Origin of the sequence: Novosphingobium sp. SG751A (genome assembly GCF_013149295.1) — a bacterium.
GTDB lineage: Bacteria > Pseudomonadota > Alphaproteobacteria > Sphingomonadales > Sphingomonadaceae > Novosphingobium.
The window spans coordinates 150,558-174,122 of the sequence record NZ_JABGCB010000002.1 but is presented as its reverse complement, the minus strand read 5'-3'; the positions used below and the strand labels follow the sequence as shown (position 1 = coordinate 174,122).

Here is a 23,565-nt window from a genome sequence, read left to right as displayed (position 1 = left end):
ATTATCTCAGGCAAATTGCACCGCCATGACGGGGCCAAGTCAAAACTGTGACAGAACCACGATCAGGGCAGATCAGCCGCGGTTTCAACGCTGAGCCGGTGCGGGGTCAGACCCATCATCTCGGCCAGCACGCGCAGATCCTTGGCGCAGGCATCGGTATAGAGCGGCGCCATCGCGTGAGTCGTCGCCAGCACCAGCTTGCGCCCGGAAATCGTCAGCGAGGAAGCCTCCAGCACCTCGCCCGCGCCCGCGCAGAAGCGCCGCGCCAGCCGCGTGGCCATGCCCCAGATCACCGCCTCGCGCAGATCCTGCAATGGGGCCAGCCGGGGCAGCTCGGTCGGAATCTCGGCCTGACCGCTGTTGGCCAGCACGGCCATGGCAATCATCGCGCGCCCGGCCTCGTCCACGCCCAGCCAACGTTTGCGCAGCGCCCATTGCGCGGCCTGTTCAGCGCGCAGATTGGGTTCCGAGCGCAAGGAGGCCAGCGCCAGCATCACCGCCGCGCGGCGCAGATTGTCCGGCCCGGCATAGCCCAGCCGCCCACTCCAGCGCGCCACCAGATCCGCCGCCGAGGACAGGCCCGGCTGCTGCATTTCAACAAAGGCGACAACGCCCGCCAGCAAGGGGTCCTGCACCGCGGTTTTCGCGCCCATCGTGCCCGCCAGCAAGCCTTCGCGCAGGCCCCAGCCCGAGAACACCACGCGCGAAGGGTGCAATTCCTTGACCAATTGGCCCAGCAAAGCCCCCGCATCGGCAAGGCTGGCCAGACGCGAGGCCGAAACCCCGTTGATCGGCGCCAGCGCGGCCCCGCGCGCGGTCTTGGACTGCAAAGCCCGCACCGCCGAAAGCACTTCCTCGGGCGAAAGCTCATAGGCATGGGGATCGTCGATCGGCCAATTCACCTGCTCCATGGCGAAGCGGGCAAAGGCGCGCAGCGAACCGCCCACCAGATAAAGCACCTGACCTGAATGGGCGTCCCAGTCCTGCCCCTTCAGCATACGATGGATGCGGCGGGCAAATTTCTCGCTGCCATCCACCCGCATCGCCGCCAGACGCAGCGTGCCCAGCGGCAGAGAAATGCCATGGGTGCAGCGCCCGCCGCCCTTGGCATCGCCCTCGATATCGATCAGTTCGAGCGAACCGCCGCCCAGATCCGCCACGATCCCGCAGGCCCCCGGAAAGGCCGAGAGCACGCCGCGCGCGCTGGCCACGGCCTCTTCCTCGCCCGAGAGCAGCCGGGGCTCCAGACCAAGGGCGGCAACCTGTTCGAGAAATTCGCCGCCATTGGCCGCATCGCGCGCTGCCGCCGTCGCCACGGTCTGAACATCGTCAACCCCGCGCAATTTCAGGATGATGGCAAAACGCGCCAGCGCGCCCAGCGCCGAGGCCATGCCCTTGGCCGACAGCATCCCGCTTTCGGCCACGCCCTTGCCCAGGCGCGCGGTCACCTTTTCATTGAACAGCACCACCGGCGCGCGCACCGGCCCGCCATAGATGACCAGACGCACGGTATTGGAACCAATGTCGATAATCGCGCGCTGATCCTGCGCGGACGGAAAAGAAGCGGGGAGGCGAATCATAGTTTTCCGCTTTACGCCCGGCCTCGGCGCAGCGCCAGTTTGGGCACCTTGCGCCCCGAACCCAGCGATGCCCCGCGCCCCGACAGCGAAGGATTGGTCATGAAATAGCGATGCGCGTTGAAGGGCTGTTCGCCGATTTCCGCGCGTTTGTAATGGCCATCGGCGCCCAGCAGCCAGCTTTGCTCGCTGTCCAGCAGATTGGCCATCATCACCTGATCCAGCACCTGATCGTGAACGGTTTTGTTGCGGATCGGCACCAGCACCTCGACCCGGCGGTCAAGGTTGCGGCTCATGCCGTCAGCGCTGGAAATGAACACGCGCGCGCGCGGATTGGGCAGCGCCGCCCCGCCCGCAAAGGCCCACACGCGGGTGTGCTCAAGAAAGCGCCCGATGATCGATTTGACGGTGATATTTTCCGACAGGCCCGGAATGCCGGGGCGCAGACAGCAGATGCCGCGCACCACCAGCCGCACCTCAACGCCTGCACAACTGGCCTCATAGAGCCGGTCGATGAGCTGGCTGTCGGTCAACGAATTGAGCTTGCCCCAGATCTGGGCAGGCTTGCCCGCCTTGGCGTTGGCGATCTCGCGCTCGATGCTGCCATAGATCCGCTCGCGCAAGGACACCGGCGCGACCGCCAGCAGCGCCGTGCGGCGCGGTTCGACATAGCCGGTGATGAAGTTGAAGATCTGATTCGCATCGCGGCCAATCGCCTGATCGGCGGTGAAATAGGACAGGTCGGTATAGATGCGCGCGGTGATCGGGTGGTAATTGCCGGTGCCGAAGTGGCAATAGGTGCGATAGGCGTCGGCCCCTTCGCTGTCCTTTTCGCTGCGCACGACCATGCTGATCTTGGCGTGGGTCTTCCAGTCCACAAAGCCATAGATCACCTGAACCCCGGCATTTTCCAGCTGGCTGGCCCAGTGCAGGTTCTGCTCCTCGTCGAAGCGTGCCTTCAATTCCACCACAGCGGTGACCGACTTGCCCGCCTCGGCTGCGGCGCACAGGGCATTGATGATCGAGGATTGCTTGCCCGCGCGATAGAGCGTCTGCTTGATCGCCACCACATCCGGGTCGGCGGCGGCCTGACGCAGAAAGTCGATGACGACTTCAAAGCTCTCATAGGGGTGGTGAACCACCAGATCCTTTTCGCGGATGGCCGAGAAAATATCGCCGTCATGCTCAAGAATGCGTTCGGGATAGCGCGGCGAATAGGGCGCGAATTTCAGCTCGGGGCGCTTTTCGTCCACAATGGCCGACAGGCCCGCCATGTCGATAGGCCCATGGCTGCGGATGATGATCGCATGATCGAGCCGCAACTGATCGCGCAGCAATTGCTCGGCCTCGGGCAGGAAATCGCCCTGAAGCTGAAGCATGATAACGCTGCCCCGGCGGCGGCGCTGGATCGCGGTGCGGAAATAGCGCACCAGATCCTCGGCATCTTCCTCGATTTCAATGTCGCTGTCGCGCAGCACGCGAAACACGCCGTGGCCCAGCACCTGAAAACCGGGAAACAGGCTTTCGGCATTCAGCCAGATGACATCGGCAATCGAGACATAGGCCGCCTCATCGTCGCCCGGAATACGCACATAGCGCGGCAGAGCGGCCGGGATCAGCACCATTTCCATCACCTGCGCGCCATCGGCAATGCGCGTCAGGCTCATCATCACGCCCATGCCGCCATTGGTGACAAAGGGGAAAGGATGGGCCGGATCAATCGCCTGCGGTGTGATGACGGGCAGGATGCGATCGAGAAAGTAATCTTTGAGCCAGCGCGATTGCACCGCATCGAGGCTGCGTCCGCCCCGGTCGCCCACGACATGGATGCCCTCGCCCTCCAGCGCCTCGCGCAGTTCGAGCCAGATCTGCTGCTGCATCGCCTCCAGCCGCATCACCTCGTCGCGGATCGCGGCCAACTGGCGCGGCGGGGCAAGGCCGTCGATGGAAACCTCAGCAATATGGCGGCGCACCTGTCCGGCAAGCCCGGCCACACGCACCATCAGGAATTCATCCAGATTGTTGCCCGAGATCGAAAGGAACCGCAGCCTTTCAAGCAGCGGATATTCCATTCGCCGCGCCTCTTCCAGCACGCGCTGGTTAAAGGTCAGCCACGAGAGTTCGCGGTTGAAGAAGCGGTCGGGAATGGCCTTGATCGCGGCCAGATCGCTGCTGATGGGCGGAGTTTCGGCAACAGAAGCGGCAAGAGCGTCCATGATATTCCTCGACAAGGTGGGCAAGCACAGGCCCGCCCTCCCGACATAAGGTTACACTAGGATGACAGGGGAATGCCGCAAGGGCAATAATGCCCTTTTATCCCCGCCCGCGATAGGAAGCCACGCCCTGATCGGGCACCCACAGCCCTTCGGGCGCGGCGCCCGATTGCCAGAACACGTCGATGGGGATGCCGCCGCGCGGATACCAATAGCCCCCGATGCGCAACCATTTTGGACGCATCTCGTCAAACAGGCGCTGGCCGATGCCCACTGTCACATCCTCGTGGAAACCGGCATGATTGCGGAACGAACCGAGGAAGAGTTTCAAAGACTTGCTCTCTACAATCGTCTGATCGGGGGCATAATCGATGACGATATGGGCAAAGTCGGGCTGGCCCGTAACGGGGCACAGCGAGGTGAATTCCGGCGCGGCAAAACGCGTCAGATACAGGCTGCCCACGCGCGGATTGGGCACATAATCCAGCACCGCTTCGTCCGGCGAAGCAGGCAGGCCGGTGTTCTGGCCAAGGAATTTGGGGGCAAGCGGCGCGTCATGGGAATTGCTCATGCCATCCCCATGCCACCGCCGCCCGTCCGATACAACCCGATACCGGCCAACAGAAAAAGCGCAGGGTTAAGGCTTCGGGCACCTCCGGATAGGTGCAAGTCACAACTAGGATTAGCCCGCGCCGCAGATTATTTCTCGGATAACCAGTAGGGAGCGACAAGGGCGCGATGCGCAAATTGTTCAAATCCGGCAAAAGTGAGCGGGACGCGCCGGTCGCCGCGCCGCACCGTCCGGCGGGGCTCGTGGTCTTGCGCCGCGCGGCCGCAGCGCTGATGCTGGGCGGGGCGATGGCCGCCGGGACGGTGCTGGGGGCGCCGCCCACGGGCGCGCAATCCATCGACATTTTCGGCCCTCCCCCCGGCGCCGCGCCCTCGGCGCCCGCAACCGGAACGCCCAGTGTCAAGAATCCTGTGGCCAAGGAGAGCTCGGCGCTAAAGCCCGCCCCGCGCCAAGACATTGGCCAGGGAAAGGAAAACCGCCCTGCCGAAAGCACCCGGCCGCCCCGTCGCCGCCATACCAGCCACCCCCTAGTCGCGCAGACGACCCCTTTGCCGCCCACAGCCGCCCCCTCCTCGGCCGCGCCCACCTACGCAACGCCGGTTGCGCCTGCTCCAGCTCACGCGCCCGGCGGGGCGGCCGAGCGCGCGGCGACCTCGGCAGGCGTCCGTCCTCTGGCGCGCGATATGCTTTATCCGCTGGGCATCGGGTTCGGGCTGGCCTCGGAACTGGGGGTTCTGTGGCTGATCCTGCGCTGGCGCGCGCGGCGGGCCAAACGGGCTCTGGATGGGGCCCAGTCCGAACCCACCCCATTTCTGCGTAAAGCGCCCGAGACCGCGCGCCCGTCGGCATCCTCCATCTCTGATGCCGCTGCATCGCACGAAGAGGATCATCCCTCCACCATCGCCCGGCTGCTTGATCGTGCCAATGCAGTGGATCATGGCGATGCAGACGATGCGGTTGATCATCGCGATGCGCCCCCAGCCGCCGCCCGTCCTGCCGCCGCCTTTGCCAATTTTGCCTATGTCGGCGCGCAGGTGGAGAGCACGCCCGAAGCATCTCCAGCCGCAGACGTCGCGCTCAGGGCGCCCGCCCACAGCCCGAATCCCGCCCATAACTTTGCCCCCGAACCGGCCCCCGCCCCGCACGCGGAGCCTGAAGAGGAGGCGCCCGCGCGCGGAGTGTTCAAGCCGTCGCCCCTGTTCAACCGGATCCAGCCCGCCGAACCGGCCCCGCCCGCGCCCATCGCCCCGCCCGATCCACTGGCCATCCGTTTTGAGGCTTTGCGGCTGAGCACCAGCGCGTCGCGCATCGAATTGCGGTTCCGCGTGACGCTGCGCAACAATGGCGCCGGGGCGCTGGGCCCGATTCGGGTGGACAGTTGCATGACCACGCCCGAGGGCGATCTGCCCGACACCGCGCTGGCGCATAGTCTGGCCACGCTGATGCCGGGCGAGGAAGCCGCGATTGCCGAGGAATGGCGCGTGCCCATGGCCATGCTGCCCACATTGCGGCTGGGGACGATGCGCTTGCTGGTCGGCGCAGCGCGTATCTTCGTTATGGTCGAGGGCGCCTCGGCCCATCGTTTTCAGGACCGCAGCTTTCTGATCGGCCTGCCTGAGGAAGGGGGGCGATTGGTGCCGATTCCGCTGGATGGCGGGGCGCATCTGTATGACAATCTGCTGGTGCAAAGCATTGCGCACGAGCAGGGGTAGAACATACCTTCGCACTTGCAATATAATACTTTAGGTCAATATAAAGTTCATAGCAGCCCGTTTCTCGACAAAACTGTTTGCGTCGATCACAATTCGGGCCTAGATTTTTCGCTTTCGCAGCGAAGGAGGAGCGCCGGCGAATGGAAAGCCTGGTGACAACCCAGTGGCTGGCTGATGATATGGAGGCGTGCGATCTGCGCATCGTCGACGCCAGCAGCCACTTGCCCGACGCGGGTCGCAACGCGAAGGACGAATATGAAACCGGGCATATCCCCGGTGCGGTGTTCATGGATCTGGCCGATCTGGCCGATCCGGGGGCGCCGGTTGAAAACACCCTGCCCGGGCCTGAGCGTTTCGCCAGCCGGATGCAGTCGCTCGGCCTTGGCGATGGCAGCCGCATCGTGCTTTACGACGATTCAGCCATTCACAGTGCGGCGCGCGCATGGTTCATGCTCAAGCTGTTCGGGGCGCAAAATGTGGCGATCCTGGATGGCGGCCTTGCCAAATGGCATGCCGAAGCGCGCAAGATGGAGGAAGGCGACAAGAAATTGCGCCATCGCCATTACACCGCATGGCAGGCGTCCGAAAAGCTGCGCGACAAACTGTCCGTGCTGGCCAATATCGGCACGCGGGCGGAACAGGTGGTCGATGCGCGCGGCGCCGCACGTTTTGCCGGCAGCGCGCCCGAGCCGCGCCCCGGCATGGCCGCGGGCCACATCCCCGGCGCTTTCAACGTGCCCTATACGCAGATGTATCGCGCCGACGGCACGTTCAAGGACGCCAAGGGCATCCGCGAGGCGTTTGAGAGCGTGGGCGTCGACCTGTCCCGCCCGATCATCACCTCCTGCGGCAGCGGCGTCACCGCCTGCGTGCTGATTTTCGCGCTGCATCTGATCGGCAAGGAAGATGTCTCGCTCTATGACGGCAGTTGGGCCGAATGGGGCGCCGACCCCTCCATGCCCAAGGAAAGCGGCCCGGCGCAATATAACGCCGCCAGAGTTTGAAAACCGGGGTCTGACGGTTTGGCCGCACCGGGCGTTTCGGTGCGGCAAATTGTCCCTATTTGCAAACTCAACTTTTCGCGGGCGCCAAAAACGGCCAAAGCATCGCCATGACCAAGAACATCGACACATCCGCCCTTCATGCCGACACGCAACTGACGCTGGCAGGCCGCCGTCCGGAATGGACCGGCATCGAAAATCACCCCTCCGCGGTGGTGACGCCCGCCGTGTGGCGCGCCTCGACGCATTTGTATCCCGATATGGCGGCGCTGCGCGCGGGCCATGGCTATAATGAGGATGGGCGCTTTTATTACGGCCGCCGCGGCGCGCCGACACAATGGTCCCTGGCCGAGGCGCTGACTCAGATCGAGCCGGGCGCGGCGGGCACAGTGCTTTACCCCAGCGGTCTCGCGGCGATTTCGGGCGTGTTGCTGGCGGTGTTGAAGCCGGGCGATGTGCTGCTGATGACCGACAATGCCTATGAACCCAGCCGGACGCTGGGCAATGGCATCTTGAAAACCATCGGCGTGGAAACGCGCTGGTTCGACCCGACCGACCTTGCCGGTTTCGAGGCCGCGATTTGCGAGCGCACCGCCGCCGTCCTGCTCGAATCGCCCGGCAGCCTGACCATTGACGTGCAGGACGTGCCCGCCATCGCCGCCATCTGCCGTGATCGAGGCATTATCAGCATCATCGACAACACATGGGCCAGCCCGCTCGGCTTTGCCCCCCTGCCCCACGGTGTGGACATCACGCTGATGGCGCTGACAAAACATGCCGGCGGCCACAGCGACGTGATGATGGGCAGCGCCAGCGCCGGCCCCGAATGGTACGATCGCCTGCGCCGCCATGCCCAGCAGATGGGCACCGTGGTCAGTCCTGATGACGCCGCGCTGGTGCTGCGCGGATTGCGCACGCTCTCGATCCGGCTGGAGCGCGAGACGGCAAGCGCGCTGACGATTGCGCAATGGTTGCAAGGGCGACCAGAGGTGGCGAAAGTGCTCTGCCCCATGCTGCCGGGCGCGCCGGGGCATGATCTGTGGCAGCGCGATTTCACCGGCGGCTGCGGGCTGTTCAGCTTTGTCCTGCGCGGGGGCAGCGGCGCGGCGCGCGATGCGCTGATCGATGCGCTCGCGCTGTTCGGCATCGGCTATTCATGGGGCGGCTTTGAAAGCCTCGCCACCCCGCTCGACCCCGCCCGCGTGCGCACGGCCAGCGTTTGGCCCTTGGCGGGGATGAAGGCGGAGGATCGCTTCGGCGTGCGCCTGTCTATCGGGCTGGAGGATCCGCATGATCTGATTGCGGATCTGGAGCAGGCTTTGGGGGTTTGGGCTGGAGGGGCTTGAGAATTAGGTGCCTCCGGCGGGCAAAGGGACTCGTCCCTATGCAACCCCGTTAATGGGAGTGGATCCGAGATGGCAGCGCCGCAGGCGATGCGATAAAGCCTGCGGCGCGGCGACCTTGCACTGATAGGCGCCGCAGGCTTTGAAATTTCAACGCTGCGTCGATCAGCTTTGGCCGAACCCATAGCGCAACATCGACAGTAACGGGATTGCAAAGGGCCCCCGCCCTTTGCCCGCCGGAGGCAAATCCTCCCTTTACTCCACCCACTCCCGCGCCAGAAACCGCCCGCCCGCCATCATCAAAACGGCGGCCAACAGATAGAAGCCCAGCCCCAGCAGGATCGCATGGCGCAGCGCATCTTCGCCATAGGTGGGGGTGAGCCAATCCGACAGCCTGCCGATGGTCAGCGAGCCCAGCCCCGCGCCGATGAGGTTGTTGATGAGCAGAAAGCTGGCCGATGCGGTGGCGCGCATCGGGGCGGGCACAAGGTGCTGCACCGCCGTCAGCACCGGGCTGAGCCAGAGATAGACCAGCGCCTGAGGCAGAAGGAAGAGCCAAAAGGTGATCTGGGCCGATCCGGTATAGAGCCCGGCGGCGAACAGCGGCACGCCCAGCAGGAAGGATATCGCGGGCAAAAGGGCATAGGCCGAGCGGCTGCGTCCCCCCAGCCAATCGGCGAAGATGCCGCCCGCCATCACCCCCACCGTGCCGCCGATCAGCAGCAGCAGGCCAAAGAAATGCGAGGTTTCCACCAGCCCCAAGCCAAACGAGCGCCGCATCAGCGAGGGCAGCCAGAAGGCCAGCCCATAGCCCATCATCGAACTTGAACTCGCGCCAAAGGCCAACAGCCAGAAGCTGCGCTTGACCGCAAGGATGCGCAGCACCTCGATCATGGCCGGTGCCTTGACCGTATCGGGCCGGGGCGGATCGCGCACCAGCAGGGCGAAGAGCGGCGTGAACACCAGCCCCGCCAACCCCACGCCCAGAAAGGCAGCGCGCCAGTTGACCACCGCCGCCACATAGCCGCCCAGCAATATGCCCGCCGCCGAGCCCAGCGGGATGCCCAGCGAATAGACCGCCATCGCCCGCGCCCTTTGATGGGGCGGAAAAGCGTCGGAAATCAGCGCATAGGATGGCGCCACCCCGCCCGCCTCTCCCACGCCCACGCCAAGGCGGCACACGAACATCGACCAGAACCCCGAGACCACGCCGCAAAGCGCGGTAAAGGCGCTCCACACCGCCAGCGAGGCGGCGATCACCGGCGTGCGCCCCCGCTTGTCGGCCAGCCAGGCCAGCGGCAGGCCCATCGTCGAATAGAGCAGCGCAAAGGCAAAGCCGCCCAGCAAGCCCAGTTCGGTATCGTTCAGATGAAGATCCGCCTTGATCGGTCCGGCCAGAATGCCAAAGATCTGACGGTCGATGAAATTGAATGTGTAAACCACCAGCAGCATGGCCAGCACAAATATCGGCTTTTTTGTGACTGGCTTTCGCCCGGTTGCGGGTTCGGACATGTTTCTCTCCCAAGGGGCCTTGCGCCTGTCCGGTAAACCTTGCGGGGTAAACCTTGCGCTTTGGGCCTGCTTGGGCATAATAGTGAAAAATGAATCACGCTTCAAATTAGAAAGCGGCAAGAGCGATGTCTGACACGAAAAACACCCCTGCGCCCGCCGCCGTCCCCGGCGGCAACAAGGTGCCCAAGACCGAGCGCGGGCGGCGCACCTTGCGCGCGCTGCTCAATGCCGCGGCCGAGGAATTTGGCGAAAAGGGCTTTCACGACGCCGCGATCAGCCAGATCACCGCGCGCGCAGGCGTGGCCACAGGCAGCTTTTACGTCTATTTCGACAGCAAGGAAGCGATTTTTCAGGCCCTTGTCCGCGATCTTTCGGGGCAGGTGAAGGATTTCGTAGCCCCCCGCATCGCCGCCGCCCCGGACCAGATCGCCGCCGAACAGGCAGGCCAGCTTGCCTATCTGGAATTCGTGCGCCAGCACAAAGAGATCTATCGCATCATCGATGAATCCGAATTCGTCGATCCGGCCGCCTACCGCGAACATTACACCAAATCGGCCACCCGCATCGCCGCCCGCCTGCAATCGGCGATGGAGCGCGGCGAAATCAGCGATGGCGATTGCGAGGTGCGGGCATGGGCGCTGATGGGCATCAACGTGTTCCTCGGCCTGCGATACGGCGTGTGGGGCGATGAGGCGCCCGAGGATATCGTGCGCGAGGCGGGGCGCTTCATCACCGATGGCCTCGCCCGGCGGGAGGAAAAGCCATGAGCGAATGGGTCGCCCGCCATTGGCGCAGCGCCGAAGGGCTGAACCTGTTTGCCCGCGATTATGCCGGCGCGGGCGGCGAGGCGCATCTGCCGGTGGTATGCCTGCATGGCCTGACCCGCAATTCGCGCGATTTCGAAAATGTCTCGCCGTGGATCGCGGCGCGGCAAAGGCGGGTGCTGGCGCTGGACATGCGCGGGCGCGGCCACTCCGAGCGCGACCCGGCGGAAAATTATGACATTGCCACCTATGTGGCCGATATTACCGCATTGTTGGCGCAATTGGGCATCGGCCGGGCGATCTTTGTCGGCACCTCGATGGGCGGGCTGATTACGGTGGAGCTGGGCACGCTCTATCCCGAACTGGTGGCGGGGGCTGTCATCAATGACATCGGGCCGCAGCTCTCGATGGTCGGGCTGGGCCGGATCGCGGGCTATGTGGGTCAGGGCAAGCCCCTGCCCGACTGGCAGGCCGCAGCGGACGCCTGCGCGGTGATGAACGCCGATGTGTTTGCCCATTACGGCCCCGCCGACTGGATGGCCATGGCCCGCCGCCTGTTCCGCGAGGAAGGCGGCCAGGTCATCGCCGATTACGACCCCGGCATCGCCCGCGCGCTGGCCCGCATCGTGGCCGACCCCGATCCGTGGGGCAAATGGCACCGCTTTGCCGATGCGCGCCCGGTGCTGGTGCTGCGCGGGACGGTGACCGATCTGCTGGACGAGGATGTGGCGCAGGCGATGGTGGCGGGCAAGCCGCGCGCGGTTTTGGCTCCGGTGGCGGGAGTGGGCCATGCACCGATGATGGATGAGCCGGATGCGCGCGAGGCAATGGGGCGGTTTTTTGATCAGGCGGATTAAGGGATAGATGCGAGGGACTCGTCCCTCGCCCTCCCGTTACTGTCTTTGTTGCGCTATGGGGTCGGCGTTTTGTGTCGGACGCGGCGTTGAAAAAATGAAAGCCTGCGGCGCGATCAAGAAGCGCCGCAGGCTTTTCATATCATGCCCCAAACACCGGGCGGACCTATCCGCCCCCCCATTATCGGGATTGCAAAGGGCTTTCGCCCTTTGCCCGCCGGAGGCATCCCCTCCCTTCTCGTTAAAAATTCACCGTAGCCGTCGCAAACACCTGCCGTGGATTGCCCCAATAGGTGGTCAGCACGCCTTCCTTGCCCAGCGTGGGGATCAGATTACCCGCCCCGGTATAGGTCAGCGCGCCGGTGGTGGCATTGGCCGCGACATAGGTATAGCCCGAGGTCTTGTAGCGCTTGTCGGCCAGATTCTTGCCATAGACGCCCAGCGTCCAGCGCCCGCCGGGCGCGCGATAGACGAGGCTGGCGTCAAAAAGCGCATAGGCGGGCTGGTCAAGATAGGGGTTGGGAATTTCGAACTGATAGGTCGTGCTTTTCCACGAAACGCCTCCCGACAGGTCGAGCGAGCCGACCGGCACGGGGATCGCATAGGAGGCCGAGGCATTGCCGGTCCATGCGGGCGTGTTCTGGACCTTGCGGTTGGCGGCCACATCGGTGGGCGCCCCGGCAATCAACGTGATATATTGCAGATACTTGGCGTCGATATAGCCCAGCGAACCATTGAGAGAGAGCGCCCCTAGCTTGAGCTTGCCCTCAGCCTCCACGCCCTGCATCCGCGCCTTGCCCGCATTGGACACCACGCCGCAGAAGCTGGGCAGACCGCCCACCGTGCAGGCCACCGAGCCGGGGATCTGCACATCGGTGTAATCCATGCGGAACGCGGCCAGATTGAGCGCCAGTTTCCGGTCGAACAGTCGGGTTTTCAGGCCGATTTCATAGCTGTCCACCTTTTCCGGGCGGAAGCTGAGATATTGCCCCTGTGTCACCCCGGCAGGTGCATTCACGCCCACACCGCGCGGGTCAAACCCGCCGCCCTTGAAGCCCTGGCTGAAGCTGGCATAGATCGTGTTGTTGGGGTCCGGCTTCCAGTTGAGCGAGACGCGCGGGGTGAATTTGGTATAGCTGGCGCTGCCAAGAAAATTGGTGCTGGGGGCGCCAAAGGGTGTGCCCGCCCCGCCAAACGTGGGCGAACCGCCGCCCAGATAGTTCTGGCGCAGGATCTGGGCATAGCGCTTGTCCCATGTATAGCGCCCGCCCGCTTCGATGCTGATCTGGTCGGTGATGTCATAGGACATGTTGACGAAACCGGCCATCGTGTCGGTGCGGATGTTGGCGTCGGTATAGGCCGTCAGGCCCGCAACGGTGGTGAACAGGCGCACGTCAAATTGCGTCAGCGCCGTGGCATAGAGGTAATAGAAACCCGCCATGCCGTTGAACCGCCCCTTGCTGTAAAGCACCTGAAGCTCCTGACTCCATTGCTTGTTGCGGTAATAGGCGGGCACGTCCACGTCCTGCGAAGCGGTCGCGTCGAAATCGATGGGCGAGGCCGAATCGTCCTTGCGGAAGGCGGTGATCGAACGCAGCGTCAGCGCCTCGGTGGGTTTCGCCTCAAGGAACAGCGACCAGCCCCATGCCTTCACATCCTGCTTGGGGCTGTTCAGGCCCGCCTGCGTGTCAAACACATTGGCCAGCACCGGGGCGCCGCTGTATTGCCCCGGAATTTCGCGATGGCCGCCGCGCGGGTTCGACATATCATGGGTGTAATCGCCGGTCAGGCGGGCGAAGATCTTGTCGCCATGCACCTCCAGAGTGCCGCGCCCGGCCCAGATATCCTTGTTGTAATTCGACAGGCCCGTGGTCAGGTTGCGCCCAAAACCCCCGCGCGTCAGGCGGGCCAGCGTGCCGCTGGCGCGGATCAGCCCGTCCTTGGTGATGGGGCTGCTGATCGTGGCCACGCCATCGGCCTGATCGTAACTGCCATAGGTGCCGCGCAGGCCCAGATGCAGCTTGTCGTCAATCTTCTTGGTGACATATTTGATCGCGCCGCCAATCGTGTTGCGACCATACAGCGTACCTTGCGGCCCGCGCAGCACTTCAACGCGTTCGACATCATAGATGTCCAGCACGGCGGCCTGCGGGCGGTTGAGATAGACATCGTCCAGATAGATGCCCACGCCTTGTTCAAAGCCCGAAACGGGGTCTTGCTGCCCCACGCCGCGGATAAAGGCCGAGAGGGTCGAATTGGTCCCGCGCGAGGGCTCCAGCGTGACGTTGGGCACTTCATCGGCCAGCGAGGTGATATCGGCAAAGCCCTTGGCGGCCAATTGGTCCCCGGTCAGCGCGGTCATGGTGATCGGCACGCTGTTCAAGGATTCGTTGCGGCGGCGGGCAGTGACGATGATGTCGCCATTGCCGGCGCCCTGCTGCGCCAAAGCGGGCTGGGGCAGCGCGCCGATCGCCACGCTGGCAAACAGGGTTGCGGCAAACGGACGAAGGCTGTTGCGGGCGTTTATGGCCATGTTCCTCTCCTTGCGCGGCGACTTGTTGCGCCAGCGTCTGAAGGGGACAATATTGAAAGGTGAACCGGCTTTCAACTTTGAATATTGGGCGCGCCGAAAAACCCCGCAAAAGCGTTGCCAAGGCGCAACATGAAACGCGGTTCAGGTGGGCTCGCGCGGTCCGGCAGGCCGCTTGGGGCTGCGGCCCAGCATCGCGCCAATGTAGAGATGCTGGACCAGAATATAGCCGACAATCGTCATCGGCGCGGCCAGCAACACGCCCGGAGGCCCAAACAGCGTCCCCGTGGCGATCACCGTGAAGAGCAGCACGACCGGGGGCAGATCGACCGAGCTTTTCTGCACCATCGGTTGCACCACATGGCCCTGAATCTGCTGCACCAGCACGAACAGGCCGATGGTCCACAGGCCGGTGGTGGGGCTGGCCGAAAAGCCGACCAGCACACCGGGGATCGCGGCCAGCACCGGCCCCAGATAAGGAATGAAATCAAAGGCCCCGGCCAGAATCGCCAAAGCATAGGCCGAGGGCACATCAAGCAGCAGCAGCCCCGCCAGCGTCAGCGCGGCGATGAACAGGCTGGAGACCATCTGCCCCTTGAGCCACAACTGCAGCCCGCGCCCGCAATCATCGAGCGCGTCAGCCATCAGACTTTCGACCGAGCGCGGCAGCAGGCGCAGCACCCCGCCGCGATAGAAGGCGGGATCGGCGGCAAAGAAGATGCCCCCCACAAACACCACCGCCACATCGGCCACCACCCCGCCAACGGAGATCACGAAACCGCTGGCGCGCTGAAAGATCGAGGACAATTGCTCGCGCGCCACCTTGGCCATTTCGGACAGGTTATAGTCGATATGCCAATGGTCGAGATAGGCCTGCGCGGCGTCCACCGCGCGGGGCAGTTGATGGCCCAATTCGGCAAACTGGCCCGAAACCAGCCCGCCGAACATTGCGCCCAGCCCCGCAAAAATCGCCAGCAAGGACAGAACCGCCAGCCCCACCGCAGCCCCGTTGCCCAGCCGCAACCGCAGAAAATGCCCCGCCAGCGAGCGCAGAACGACCGCCACCACCACCGAGGCAAACACCAGTATCAGCAGATAGGACAATTCCACCACCAGCGCCGCCAGCGCCACGATGAAGAGCAAAGCCAGCGCCTTGCGGGTAAAGGCAATCAAATCGTCGTCGCGCATGGGGCCCCGTTACTATTGGCGTATTTCCCGATGCTTATGCCACAGCGTCCGGCCAAGGCACGAGATTTATCAGGCCCCGCAGCGCAAATGATCGACCAGCGCCTCGGCAGCGGCGGCGATTTCGCTCCATGCGGCGGCGAAATCCTCGACGCCGCCATAATAGGGATCGGCTACCGAATGGCCCTCGCGCCCGGGCAAATGGTCGAGCAGCAGCGTCAGCCGGGCGGGCGCGTCCGCCGGGGCCAGACGGCGCAGATCGGCCAGATTGGCCTCGTCCAGCGCGACGATATGGCTGAAATGCTGGAAATCGGCGCGTTCGACCTGACGCGCGCGCAATCGGGTGATGTCGACGCCATGCCGCGCGGCCTCGGCGCGAGCGCGCGGATCGGGCGCCTCGCCAATGTGCCAGCCCCCGGTGCCGGCCGAATCCACATGCACGGCAAAACCCGCCCGCGAGGCAGCGGCGCGAAAAGCGCCCTCCGCCAAAGGCGAGCGGCAAATATTGCCCAAACAGACAAAAAGGACTGAGGCTTCCGACACCATCGGCGCGCAGATTAACCGCGATTCCCGCCCTTGTCACTTGCCGCGAGGCGCAGAATCGCGCGATTTGTTAAATTGTGATCCCAATCCGGGACAGACGCGGCAGGCATTACCTAAAAGGTTGGATACGCGTTTTACGAAAAACCAGACAGGCGAAACCTCGCACCCATGCGCCTGATGCAAGATTTCGCCCATCGAGCATTGCGAACATCGCCCCGCCTGCTTCAGGACGACTCTGGCATTCATATCTCAATTCACGAAGTAGACAATAGCCCCGCGACAAAGCGCACAGCACTTTCGACGAATGGAGTGGCCTGTAAAAAAGCCCCGGTGTGCCGGGGCGAGACGCGATGCAAACAGACTCTTTCCATCGCGGCCAACCCGGTCTAGGCCCGCCAATTGTGACCCAATCCGCCCCCCTTCATCCGGCGCAGATCCGCCACCCCGATTTGGCCCGGCTGGTCGAACATTTCTATGATCGGGCGCGTCAGGATGCGCTGCTGGCCCCGGTCTTTGCGCGGATCACCGACTGGCCGCACCATTTCCGCGCGCTGACCGCTTTTTGGGTCACGCAATTGCGCGGGCGCGGCCTCTATCGCGGCGCGCCGATCGCGGTGCATCGCGCGATGAAGGACCAGTTGACCCCCGCAATGTTCGAGCGCTGGCTGGCCTTGTGGGATGTCTCCACCGAGCAGGTGATGGGAGCCGATGATGCCGCCGCCCTGCAGGCCCACGCGCGCCGCATCGGCGCCGTGATGCAGAAAGCGATTTTCGAGTGAACGCCGCCTTATGGGCCATGTTGGGCTGCTTTCTGGCCGGGATCGGCGCGCGTGATCAGATGCTGGTGGCGGCGCTGACAGCGCGGCTGGGGCGGCACGGCGGGTTGTTGTTGATGGGGGCGATTACGGGCGCGCTGGCCTGTGCATTTGCAGCATGGTTTTCGGGCGAAATGGCGGCGCAGATGACCTATCCCGCGCGGCTGGTGCTGGCCTGTTTCGCGCTCATCGCGGCCGGAGGCGAGGCTTTGATCTTCCGCCCCGGTTTCAAGGCCAAGGAGCCGACCCGCTCGCTCTTCGCCGCCGCGCTGGTTTTGCTGATGCATCAGGCCGCTGATGCGGCGCGCTTTATTGTGCTGGCCGTGGCGCTGGCGGGCGATGCGCCGATCCCGGCTGCGGCGGGCGGCGCGATGGGCACGGGCTTTGCGCTATTGCTGGGCTGGCTGGCCTCGGAGGCGATGCTGGACGCGCAGGGCGGAATTGTTCAGATCCGGCGCTGGGCGGGCGCGGTGCTGCTGGGGCTCGGATTGGGGCTTTCCGGGTGGATCTGGCTGGGATTTAACGGATAGTGCGATTTCGGAGACGGCGAACAAATCGCCATATCCAATTACACTTCCCGTATTGATCTGTTTTTCCAATTGAACCAAACGCGCTAGACATCCCTTAACACAGCAAGGCCGCGATGCTGCGAGGCCTGCAATTCAGCAAGGGATGCGCAAGATGAACGATCACAACGCCAAGACCGCCCTCACCCACAGCCTCAACGGCCTGCTGGCCGATCTCTTCACGCTCTATCTGAAAACCAAGAATTTTCATTGGCATGTCAAAGGGCCGCAATTTCACGATCTGCATCTGCTGTTCGATCAGCAGGCGGGCGAAATTTTTGCCCTGACCGATATTGTGGCCGAGAGGGTCCGCAAGAATGGCGGCGTAACGCTGACCGGGATCGGCGCGATCACCTCGGCCTCGCGCATTGCCGATCAGCCGCGCGCGGATCTTGCCGCCTCCGAAATGATTGCCGAATTGCGCGACGATAACGGCCGCCTTGTTGAGGCAATCCGCGAGGTCAAGTCCGCCGCCGGAGCGGCAGGCGACAATGCCACCGAAGGACTTGCCGATGACTGGACCGATCAGGCCGAGACCCGCGTGTGGTTTCTTTCCAGCCTGCTGGGGTAAAAAACCGGCTCTGCCCGCCGCCCCGCGGGCAGAGCCGTTCTTGAGAAAAATCAGATCTTCTTGACAATGCGACGCAGAGACTGCGTCATCATATGGATCTTGTCCTTCTTGGTGATATATTTCCACGCGCCATTCTTGCCCGCGCGAAACACATCCATTTCCGCATGCGATGATGTCAGCACCACCGAGGGGAAATCAACCTGAATCCGCGCCTTCAGCTCGGCCAGCAGGGCAAAGCCGTTCTTGCGCGGCATCGAAAGATCAACCAGCGCCAGATGCGGCACAAAATTGCGCGCATCGACGATTTCCAAAGCCTCAACCCCGTCAATCGCCCTCACGACCGATTTGACCTTGGGGATGTTCTTGAGCGCCTCAAGGATGATATAGGCATCAGCGTCGTCGTCTTCGACCAGAAGAATATCGACCCGTGCCTCATCCTTGTCGACGATCTTTTCCTGAACAGGATTGGGGCTTGCTTTGGGATTAGGCTCCTTTTCGGCGATATCAGAAAGACGATCGTTCAAAACATGCTCAACCAGCATTACTTCCTCCATAAGCCCCCGATTAGATCAGGTGCGAAACAAGGGTCCGGGGTTTCATTGCCGGACCGAAATTCCGCATGAAGAAAATCTATCGCTTTCTGATTTTTATGATCTTATGCTGGTCATAGTAAAAGATACGGAGTTTACATTTTGTTCAATAGACGCTGCCGGCGTTAACACAATCAATTGCATGGATTTACCATTATGAACACCGGTCAGACCGCCATCGCCGGTTTCCGGGGCAAACCTTAGCAAAATCTGGCTCGCCTACTTAGGCATGTTCACCGATTTATGCGCAGATGCATAGGATTGCATCGCTTTGTCCCCGCTTTGCCCTTGCCGCCCGCGTTTGCTATTCAACCTCGATGGCCGACATCACCATCAACCAAGGCGCCAGCGACAGCGCCATCGCCGACTGGCTAGCCCAGCATCTGTTGAACGCACTTGCAGCACACACTGGCGAAATTGCCATTTCGCTGCCCGGTGGATCGACTCCATTTCCGATCCTTGCCGAACTGGCGCGGCAAGGCGTGCCCTTTGATCGAATCGCGATTTGGCCCGGCGATGATCGCGTTGTGCCCGAGGATCATCCGGCCTCGAATGTCGGCCGCATCCGCGCCGCACTCGAACCTTTGGGCGCGCGCATCGTGCCGCTGGTCGAAGATGCTGCGCCGCCGCATTTCGCGCTGGTCTGGCTGGGCATGGGCCTTGATGGGCATATCGCCAGCCTTTTCCCCAACACCGATCCCCGGCCCGACGCTCCGGCGCGCGTGCTGCGCCTGACCCCCGATCCCCTGCCGCCCGAAGCGCCCTTCGACCGCCTCTCGCTGACCATCCCCAGCCTTGTCGCCACCGAAGCCCTGCTGTTCGTGGCGCGCGGGGCCGAAAAAGAAGCGATCCTGAGCGCCGCCATCGCGGGCGAACACGATCTGCCGGTGGCCCGTCTGTTAAAGGCCGCGCAATCGCCCGCCACATGCTTTACATGAGGCCATGCTTTATCTGATCGCCGAAGCCATCCTCGCACGCCTGCCCGCCCCGCTGCACCGCATCGCGCTGCGCGGGGCTCATCGGGTGCGCAAGGCATGGTGGCGGGTCCGGCGGCCCAGCCTCGAAGGCTGCCGTATCCTTGCCCTCGACAAGGCCGGGCGCGTGCTGCTGGTGCGCCACTCCTATGGCTCGCCCGACTGGATGCCGCCGGGCGGCGGCATGAAACGCGGCGAGGACCCGATCCAGGCCGCCTTGCGCGAATTCTCCGAAGAACTGGGCTGCGGCCTGACAAATCCGCGTTTGGCCGATGTCGCGCAGGACACACTGCATGGCGCGGGCAACAAGGTGCATATCGTGATCGGCCAATGCCTCGGCGTGCCCCGACCCGACCTTCGCGAAATCACCCATGCGGTGTTCTTTGCCCCTGATGATCTGCCAGAGGATCTGTTGCCCGCCTTGCGGGGGCGGATTGAGGTTTGGGTGTTGGGAGAAGGGCAGGAAGGATAGATGCGGGGGTCATAACCCTCGCGCTCCCGTTACTGTCTATGCAGTGCATGGGGTTCGGCGTTTTGTGTCGAACGCACCATCAGAATTTTAAAAGCCTGCTACGCTTTTTGTATAAGCTAACCTCGCCGCAGGCATTAAATTCTACGAGGCCGCGTCCGACACATACAGTAACGGCAGTGCGAGGAACGAGTCCCTCGTATTCAATCTTCCTCTTAAAACAACACCATCTGCCCACCACCCTCAACCGGCGGCGGCGCCTCGACGACCTCGAACCCCGATAGCGTCAACCCCATCAACCGCACCGCCAAAGGCAGCGGCAACAGATCATCGAGCAATTCTCTCGCAATCGCGGCAAATTCCTCGCGCCCCTCGACAAAGCGGTCGAGCGTGCGCGAATGGGTGCGGATCGAGAAATCGGAGAGACGCAGCTTGAGCGTCACCGTCCGCCCTTGGGCCTTTGCCTTTTCAATGTCTTGCCAGACCATCTCGATGATCCCCTCCAGCACTTGCCGCAGGCCCGGCCCGGTGGAAATGTCGCGGTCAAAGGTCCGTTCGCCGCCAAGGGATTTGCGCGGCCGATTGGGCTTGACCGCGCGCAGGTCGATCGCCCGCGCCGCGCGATAAAGGTAATCGGCCAGCGATCCGAAATGTTCGCGCAAAAACGCAATGTCGCGCCCGCGCAGATCCGCACCCGTCTCAATCCCCAGCGCAGCCATTTTCTCCGCCCCGCGCGGCCCCACGCCATGGAACCGCCGCACCGGCAGAGAAGCGACAAATTCGGCCCCCTCGCCGGGACGGATCACGCATAATCCGTCGGGCTTGTTCTGATCGCTGGCGATTTTGGCGAGGAATTTGTTGTAGCTGACCCCCGCGCTGGCGGTGAGGCCCGTTTCGCCGCGGATGCGCGCGCGGATCAGCTCGGCAATACGCGTGGCGCTGCCGATGCCCTTGATGTCCTGCGTCACGTCCAGATAGGCCTCGTCCATCGCCAAGGGTTCGACCAGCGGGGTATATTCGCGGAAAATCGCCCGGATCTGTTGCGACACGGCGCGATAGGCCTCGAAACGCGGCGGTTTGAAAATCAGCGCCGGGCACAATCGCGCCGCCACCACGCTGGGCTGGGCCGAGCGGACGCCGAATTTGCGCGCCTCATAGCTGGCCGCGGCCACAACGCCGCGCTCGCGGCTGCCGCCCACGGCCACGGGTTTGCCGCGCAGCGACGGGTCATCGCGCTGCTCGACGCTGGCAAAGAAGGCATCCATATCGACATGGATGATCTTGCGCAGGCCCGGAGCGCTGATCTCTTCATCCTGTGTCGCGTTCGATTCCATGGGCGACACGATAATGCCCCGGCGCGCATTTGGCACCGGGGCATCGCAGGATTTGAACATAAAAAGAACAAATCTTATCAACGCTGGGCCAGCTTCTTTTCCTTCAGCTTGGCCGCGAAATGGGTGGTGGCCTTGTCCAGCGCCTCTTCGCGGCAGGTCTCATAAAGGGCGCGGGCCTTGAGCCGGTCGGGCAGATCGCTCATTTCATCGCACACCATATGCGCGGCGGCTGCCAGACGCTTGCGCATCACATAACGGCCCTGTTCGGTCGACAGGTTGAGATCGGCATAGGAAACGCGGATTGCCGGTGCATCGCCTTCCAGCTTTTCGAACGTGGTCGGAGCAACCGGGGTGGCGGCATGGGCGGGCATGACGAAGGTGAAAGTGGCAAGGCCCAGCGCGGCGGTCGTGGCAAAGCTGTAGGCGGCGGTGCGGAAGATGGACATGGTCGGTATCCTTCTGGTGGTTCGATGTTGTGGTTCAAACCGGCTCGGGCCGGATGCCAGAAGGATTGCAGGGGGCGTGCCAATTTTATAAAATGACTTTAATTCTGATGCTTATGAATTACCAGCCGATAGCACCCCTTGAAATAGCCCAATTCGTAAGCATATATCACCATTTATAGGTGTAATTTTTGCTACATCATTTGTTCACGTCGGGGGCTAGCCATTTTGGCGCCATGCGGCCATGGTGAATTCATGACTTCTTCCTCCCCCGGGCCTGCCGACAAGAAGATCGGCGGGCTGGAATTTATTCTCCTCATGGGTCTGGTACAGGCGCTTCAAGCGCTGGCGGTGGACTCGATGCTGCCCGCACTTGGCGAAATGGCGCGTGAACTGGGCTCGCATGACCCCAATGAGCGCCAGCTTGTCGTGGGCGTCTTTCTGATTTTCAGCGGCTTCGGCTGTCTGGTTCCCGGCGCGCTGGCTGATCGTTTCGGGCGGCGGCCGGTGCTGCTGGGCTGCATCGGGGCCTATGTGGCCTGTTCGGCAGCCTGCGGGCTGGTGGAAAATTTCCAGCAACTGCTTGTACTGCGCGCGATGGTGGGCTTTGCCTGCGCGGGGCTGGCGGTGCTGCCCGCCGCGATCATCCGCGATCTGCACGAAGGCGACCGCATGGCGCGGATGCAATCGACCGTCTCGATGGTCTTCATGATCGTGCCGATGATCGCGCCCAGCGTGGGTCAGGCGATCCTGCTGATGGCCAGTTGGCGCTGGATCTTTGGCGTGATGGCGCTGATGGGCACGGCGCTGGCGATCTGGATTTCGCTGCGCCTGCCCGAAACGCTGCGCCGCGAATATCGCCAGCCGATCAGCCTGCCCAACATCGGCCGCTCCATGATCGAGGTGACGACCACCCGCGCGGCGCTGGGCTATGTGTTCGGCATGGCGCTGATCCAATCGGCGATGTTCGGCTATATCAACTCGTGCCAACAGCTTGTGGGCGAGCATTTCGGGGCCGGAACGCGCTTTCCGCTGATCTTTGCGGGCATGGCGATGGTGATGGCCTGCACCAATTTCATCAATTCGCGCATCGTCATGCGTTTCGGCGCCCGCCGGGTCAGCCATACCGCGCTGGTCGTCTATATCGCCACCAGCGCGCTGCAATTCTATATGGCCACGCGCCCGGATGAGACGCTGTGGCAATTCGTGCCGATGATGACGCTGAATATGTGCCTGCTGGGCTTTCTTGGGGCCAATTTTTCCTCCATCGCGCTCCAGCCCTTTGCCCGCAAGGCGGGGGCGGCCTCTTCGGCGCAGGCGTTTATCCGCATGGTGCTGGCCAGCTGGCTGGGCGCGATGATCGGACAGGCGTTTGACGGCACGGCACGGCCTTTGGCGGCGGCTCTGCTGACAGCGGGCTGCGGCTGTCTGGCGTTGATTCTCTACAGCGAGAAGGGCGAATTGTTCCGCCGCCGCAATCCTCCGGGCACAACCTATCCCATTGCGTGACGTTGATGCCGAATTGCATTTTGCAAAAGCCCGTCGATCCCCCCAATCGTCAGGCTGAGCGGACGCGTACCATATTGGATGCAAGAAAGATGGTTGATTTCAACTTAACCCGCAGCCTTAAATAATAAATAACGCAAAATTCCAGATATTTAACCTCTGTTTAAACGGCATTTTCGCCCAAAACAGAACAGGGGTCACAGGTATGAGCGCTAATATTATCCTGATTCTGGCTGCTTCAGGACTGATCGCGACACCGGCAACCGATACGGTTCGCTCGACACAGGCATTGCCCAAGGCCGAGGGGAAGGCCAGTTCGTCGAATACCGGTCCGGCCGGAAGGAATCATCCGGTCGGAACCGAATGGGCACGCGAAAAGTTCTACAGCAACGCTTCGCACGTCCTGCGCCATCTACCTCACCCGGATCCGCATGCCTGCGGATCACATGGCGTGGCCATTTCGGCCTGCTGATAAATATAATATCGGGTCAA

At 63.0% G+C, this 23,565-nt stretch carries 23 protein-coding genes; 13 read left to right on the top strand and 10 right to left on the bottom strand.

What is annotated here, in order from left to right:
* Positions 1-62: 62 nt before the first annotated feature.
* From FHW96_RS03240 to queF, 3 genes are all read right to left on the bottom strand, one after another.
* A complete protein-coding gene (locus FHW96_RS03240; RefSeq protein WP_172339124.1) occupies positions 63-1,580 on the bottom strand; it encodes an exopolyphosphatase in 1,518 nt (505 codons plus the stop codon).
* 11 nt (positions 1,581-1,591) lie between these two features.
* Complete coding sequence (locus FHW96_RS03235; RefSeq protein WP_172339123.1) at positions 1,592-3,793, bottom strand: RNA degradosome polyphosphate kinase; 2,202 nt, start codon at positions 3,791-3,793, stop codon at positions 1,592-1,594.
* A 97-nt stretch (positions 3,794-3,890) separates the two neighbouring features.
* Positions 3,891-4,361: a preQ(1) synthase gene (queF, locus tag FHW96_RS03230; protein ID WP_172339122.1), complete on the bottom strand. Its 471-nt coding sequence runs from the start codon at positions 4,359-4,361 to the stop codon at positions 3,891-3,893.
* Positions 4,362-4,528: 167 nt separating this feature from the next.
* Here queF and FHW96_RS03225 point away from each other — a divergent pair, with 167 nt between their 5' ends.
* The 3 genes from FHW96_RS03225 (at position 4,529) to metC (ending at position 8,420) form a co-directional block, all read left to right on the top strand.
* On the top strand, positions 4,529-6,073 hold the full coding sequence (locus FHW96_RS03225; protein WP_172339121.1) for a hypothetical protein: 1,545 nt from the start codon (positions 4,529-4,531) through the stop codon (positions 6,071-6,073).
* A 140-nt stretch (positions 6,074-6,213) separates the two neighbouring features.
* A complete protein-coding gene (gene sseA, locus FHW96_RS03220) occupies positions 6,214-7,077 on the top strand; it encodes a 3-mercaptopyruvate sulfurtransferase (protein ID WP_172339120.1) in 864 nt (287 codons plus the stop codon).
* A 107-nt stretch (positions 7,078-7,184) separates the two neighbouring features.
* Positions 7,185-8,420 (top strand): cystathionine beta-lyase, encoded by a 1,236-nt coding sequence (gene metC, locus FHW96_RS03215; protein ID WP_172339119.1) that lies wholly within the window; start codon positions 7,185-7,187, stop codon positions 8,418-8,420.
* Positions 8,421-8,672: 252 nt separating this feature from the next.
* Here the strand turns inward: metC and FHW96_RS03210 are convergent, their stop codons facing one another.
* Positions 8,673-9,929, bottom strand: a complete 1,257-nt coding sequence (locus tag FHW96_RS03210) for an MFS transporter (protein ID WP_172339118.1) — start codon at positions 9,927-9,929, stop codon at positions 8,673-8,675.
* Positions 9,930-10,054: 125 nt separating this feature from the next.
* On the opposite strand from FHW96_RS03210, the gene FHW96_RS03205 reads away from it, so the two are divergent.
* Entirely contained in the window at positions 10,055-10,696 is a 642-nt protein-coding gene (locus FHW96_RS03205; RefSeq protein WP_172339117.1) for a TetR/AcrR family transcriptional regulator, read from the top strand.
* Positions 10,693-11,550 (top strand): alpha/beta fold hydrolase, encoded by an 858-nt coding sequence (locus tag FHW96_RS03200; RefSeq protein ID WP_172339116.1) that lies wholly within the window; start codon positions 10,693-10,695, stop codon positions 11,548-11,550. The genes FHW96_RS03205 and FHW96_RS03200 overlap by 4 nt, the downstream gene beginning before the upstream one ends.
* Before the next feature lie 238 nt (positions 11,551-11,788).
* Here FHW96_RS03200 and FHW96_RS03195 read toward each other — a convergent pair whose 3' ends face one another.
* Positions 11,789-14,074 carry a TonB-dependent receptor domain-containing protein gene (locus FHW96_RS03195; protein WP_172339331.1) on the bottom strand — a complete coding sequence of 762 codons (2,286 nt, stop codon included), beginning with the start codon at positions 14,072-14,074 and terminating at the stop codon, positions 11,789-11,791.
* Here FHW96_RS03195 and FHW96_RS03190 point away from each other — a divergent pair.
* Positions 14,073-14,213 carry a hypothetical protein gene (locus tag FHW96_RS03190; protein ID WP_172339115.1) on the top strand — a complete coding sequence of 47 codons (141 nt, stop codon included), beginning with the start codon at positions 14,073-14,075 and terminating at the stop codon, positions 14,211-14,213. The genes FHW96_RS03195 and FHW96_RS03190 overlap by 2 nt on opposite strands.
* A gap of 8 nt (positions 14,214-14,221) precedes the next feature.
* Here the strand turns inward: FHW96_RS03190 and FHW96_RS03185 are convergent, their stop codons facing one another.
* The gene (locus tag FHW96_RS03185; RefSeq protein WP_172339114.1) at positions 14,222-15,265 is read right to left on the bottom strand and encodes an AI-2E family transporter; all 1,044 of its coding nucleotides are present in this window, start codon (positions 15,263-15,265) and stop codon (positions 14,222-14,224) included.
* A gap of 69 nt (positions 15,266-15,334) precedes the next feature.
* Positions 15,335-15,808 (bottom strand): low molecular weight protein-tyrosine-phosphatase, encoded by a 474-nt coding sequence (locus FHW96_RS03180; RefSeq protein WP_172339113.1) that lies wholly within the window; start codon positions 15,806-15,808, stop codon positions 15,335-15,337.
* A gap of 398 nt (positions 15,809-16,206) precedes the next feature.
* On the opposite strand from FHW96_RS03180, the gene FHW96_RS03175 reads away from it, so the two are divergent.
* From FHW96_RS03175 to FHW96_RS03165, 3 genes are all read left to right on the top strand, one after another.
* A complete protein-coding gene (locus FHW96_RS03175) occupies positions 16,207-16,584 on the top strand; it encodes a group III truncated hemoglobin (protein ID WP_172339112.1) in 378 nt (125 codons plus the stop codon).
* Positions 16,581-17,150, top strand: a complete 570-nt coding sequence (locus tag FHW96_RS03170) for a hypothetical protein (RefSeq protein ID WP_172339111.1) — start codon at positions 16,581-16,583, stop codon at positions 17,148-17,150. Before FHW96_RS03175 ends, FHW96_RS03170 begins: the two co-directional genes overlap by 4 nt.
* Before the next feature lie 151 nt (positions 17,151-17,301).
* Complete coding sequence (locus tag FHW96_RS03165) at positions 17,302-17,757, top strand: Dps family protein (RefSeq protein WP_172339110.1); 456 nt, start codon at positions 17,302-17,304, stop codon at positions 17,755-17,757.
* A gap of 50 nt (positions 17,758-17,807) precedes the next feature.
* Here FHW96_RS03165 and FHW96_RS03160 read toward each other — a convergent pair whose 3' ends face one another.
* Positions 17,808-18,299 (bottom strand): response regulator, encoded by a 492-nt coding sequence (locus tag FHW96_RS03160; RefSeq protein ID WP_172339109.1) that lies wholly within the window; start codon positions 18,297-18,299, stop codon positions 17,808-17,810.
* 365 nt (positions 18,300-18,664) lie between these two features.
* Between FHW96_RS03160 and FHW96_RS03155 the strand changes: the two genes are divergently transcribed.
* On the top strand, positions 18,665-19,285 hold the full coding sequence (locus FHW96_RS03155; RefSeq protein ID WP_172339108.1) for a 6-phosphogluconolactonase: 621 nt from the start codon (positions 18,665-18,667) through the stop codon (positions 19,283-19,285).
* Between the two features lie 4 nt (positions 19,286-19,289).
* A complete protein-coding gene (locus FHW96_RS03150; RefSeq protein WP_172339107.1) occupies positions 19,290-19,793 on the top strand; it encodes an NUDIX domain-containing protein in 504 nt (167 codons plus the stop codon).
* Between the two features lie 212 nt (positions 19,794-20,005).
* On the opposite strand, the gene dinB is transcribed toward FHW96_RS03150, so the two are convergent.
* The gene (gene dinB / locus FHW96_RS03145; protein ID WP_172339106.1) at positions 20,006-21,124 is read right to left on the bottom strand and encodes a DNA polymerase IV; all 1,119 of its coding nucleotides are present in this window, start codon (positions 21,122-21,124) and stop codon (positions 20,006-20,008) included.
* 77 nt (positions 21,125-21,201) lie between these two features.
* Positions 21,202-21,570, bottom strand: coding sequence for a UrcA family protein (locus tag FHW96_RS03140; RefSeq protein WP_172339105.1), 369 nt, complete (start codon positions 21,568-21,570; stop codon positions 21,202-21,204).
* A 252-nt stretch (positions 21,571-21,822) separates the two neighbouring features.
* On the opposite strand from FHW96_RS03140, the gene FHW96_RS03135 reads away from it, so the two are divergent.
* Together FHW96_RS03135 and FHW96_RS03130 are read left to right on the top strand one after the other, a co-directional pair.
* The gene (locus FHW96_RS03135; RefSeq protein ID WP_172339104.1) at positions 21,823-23,076 is read left to right on the top strand and encodes a multidrug effflux MFS transporter; all 1,254 of its coding nucleotides are present in this window, start codon (positions 21,823-21,825) and stop codon (positions 23,074-23,076) included.
* 202 nt (positions 23,077-23,278) lie between these two features.
* On the top strand, positions 23,279-23,545 hold the full coding sequence (locus FHW96_RS03130) for a hypothetical protein (protein ID WP_172339103.1): 267 nt from the start codon (positions 23,279-23,281) through the stop codon (positions 23,543-23,545).
* The last annotated feature ends 20 nt before the right edge of the window (positions 23,546-23,565 follow it).

What these genes read in the sequence shown, in the direction of transcription:
- FHW96_RS03240 (WP_172339124.1), bottom strand. Translation starts at nt 1,580, where the DNA reads ATGATTCGCCTCCCCGCTTCTTTTCCGTCCGCGCAGGATCAGCGCGCG.
- FHW96_RS03235 (WP_172339123.1), bottom strand. Translation starts at nt 3,793, where the DNA reads ATGGACGCTCTTGCCGCTTCTGTTGCCGAAACTCCGCCCATCAGCAGC.
- queF (WP_172339122.1), bottom strand. Translation starts at nt 4,361, where the DNA reads ATGAGCAATTCCCATGACGCGCCGCTTGCCCCCAAATTCCTTGGCCAG.
- FHW96_RS03225 (WP_172339121.1), top strand. Translation starts at nt 4,529, where the DNA reads ATGCGCAAATTGTTCAAATCCGGCAAAAGTGAGCGGGACGCGCCGGTC.
- sseA (WP_172339120.1), top strand. Translation starts at nt 6,214, where the DNA reads ATGGAAAGCCTGGTGACAACCCAGTGGCTGGCTGATGATATGGAGGCG.
- metC (WP_172339119.1), top strand. Translation starts at nt 7,185, where the DNA reads ATGACCAAGAACATCGACACATCCGCCCTTCATGCCGACACGCAACTG.
- FHW96_RS03210 (WP_172339118.1), bottom strand. Translation starts at nt 9,929, where the DNA reads ATGTCCGAACCCGCAACCGGGCGAAAGCCAGTCACAAAAAAGCCGATA.
- FHW96_RS03205 (WP_172339117.1), top strand. Translation starts at nt 10,055, where the DNA reads ATGTCTGACACGAAAAACACCCCTGCGCCCGCCGCCGTCCCCGGCGGC.
- FHW96_RS03200 (WP_172339116.1), top strand. Translation starts at nt 10,693, where the DNA reads ATGAGCGAATGGGTCGCCCGCCATTGGCGCAGCGCCGAAGGGCTGAAC.
- FHW96_RS03190 (WP_172339115.1), top strand. Translation starts at nt 14,073, where the DNA reads ATGGCCATGTTCCTCTCCTTGCGCGGCGACTTGTTGCGCCAGCGTCTG.
- FHW96_RS03185 (WP_172339114.1), bottom strand. Translation starts at nt 15,265, where the DNA reads ATGCGCGACGACGATTTGATTGCCTTTACCCGCAAGGCGCTGGCTTTG.
- FHW96_RS03180 (WP_172339113.1), bottom strand. Translation starts at nt 15,808, where the DNA reads ATGGTGTCGGAAGCCTCAGTCCTTTTTGTCTGTTTGGGCAATATTTGC.
- FHW96_RS03165 (WP_172339110.1), top strand. Translation starts at nt 17,302, where the DNA reads ATGAACGATCACAACGCCAAGACCGCCCTCACCCACAGCCTCAACGGC.
- FHW96_RS03160 (WP_172339109.1), bottom strand. Translation starts at nt 18,299, where the DNA reads ATGCTGGTTGAGCATGTTTTGAACGATCGTCTTTCTGATATCGCCGAA.
- FHW96_RS03155 (WP_172339108.1), top strand. Translation starts at nt 18,665, where the DNA reads ATGGCCGACATCACCATCAACCAAGGCGCCAGCGACAGCGCCATCGCC.
- FHW96_RS03150 (WP_172339107.1), top strand. Translation starts at nt 19,290, where the DNA reads ATGCTTTATCTGATCGCCGAAGCCATCCTCGCACGCCTGCCCGCCCCG.
- dinB (WP_172339106.1), bottom strand. Translation starts at nt 21,124, where the DNA reads ATGGAATCGAACGCGACACAGGATGAAGAGATCAGCGCTCCGGGCCTG.
- FHW96_RS03140 (WP_172339105.1), bottom strand. Translation starts at nt 21,570, where the DNA reads ATGTCCATCTTCCGCACCGCCGCCTACAGCTTTGCCACGACCGCCGCG.
- FHW96_RS03135 (WP_172339104.1), top strand. Translation starts at nt 21,823, where the DNA reads ATGACTTCTTCCTCCCCCGGGCCTGCCGACAAGAAGATCGGCGGGCTG.
- FHW96_RS03130 (WP_172339103.1), top strand. Translation starts at nt 23,279, where the DNA reads ATGAGCGCTAATATTATCCTGATTCTGGCTGCTTCAGGACTGATCGCG.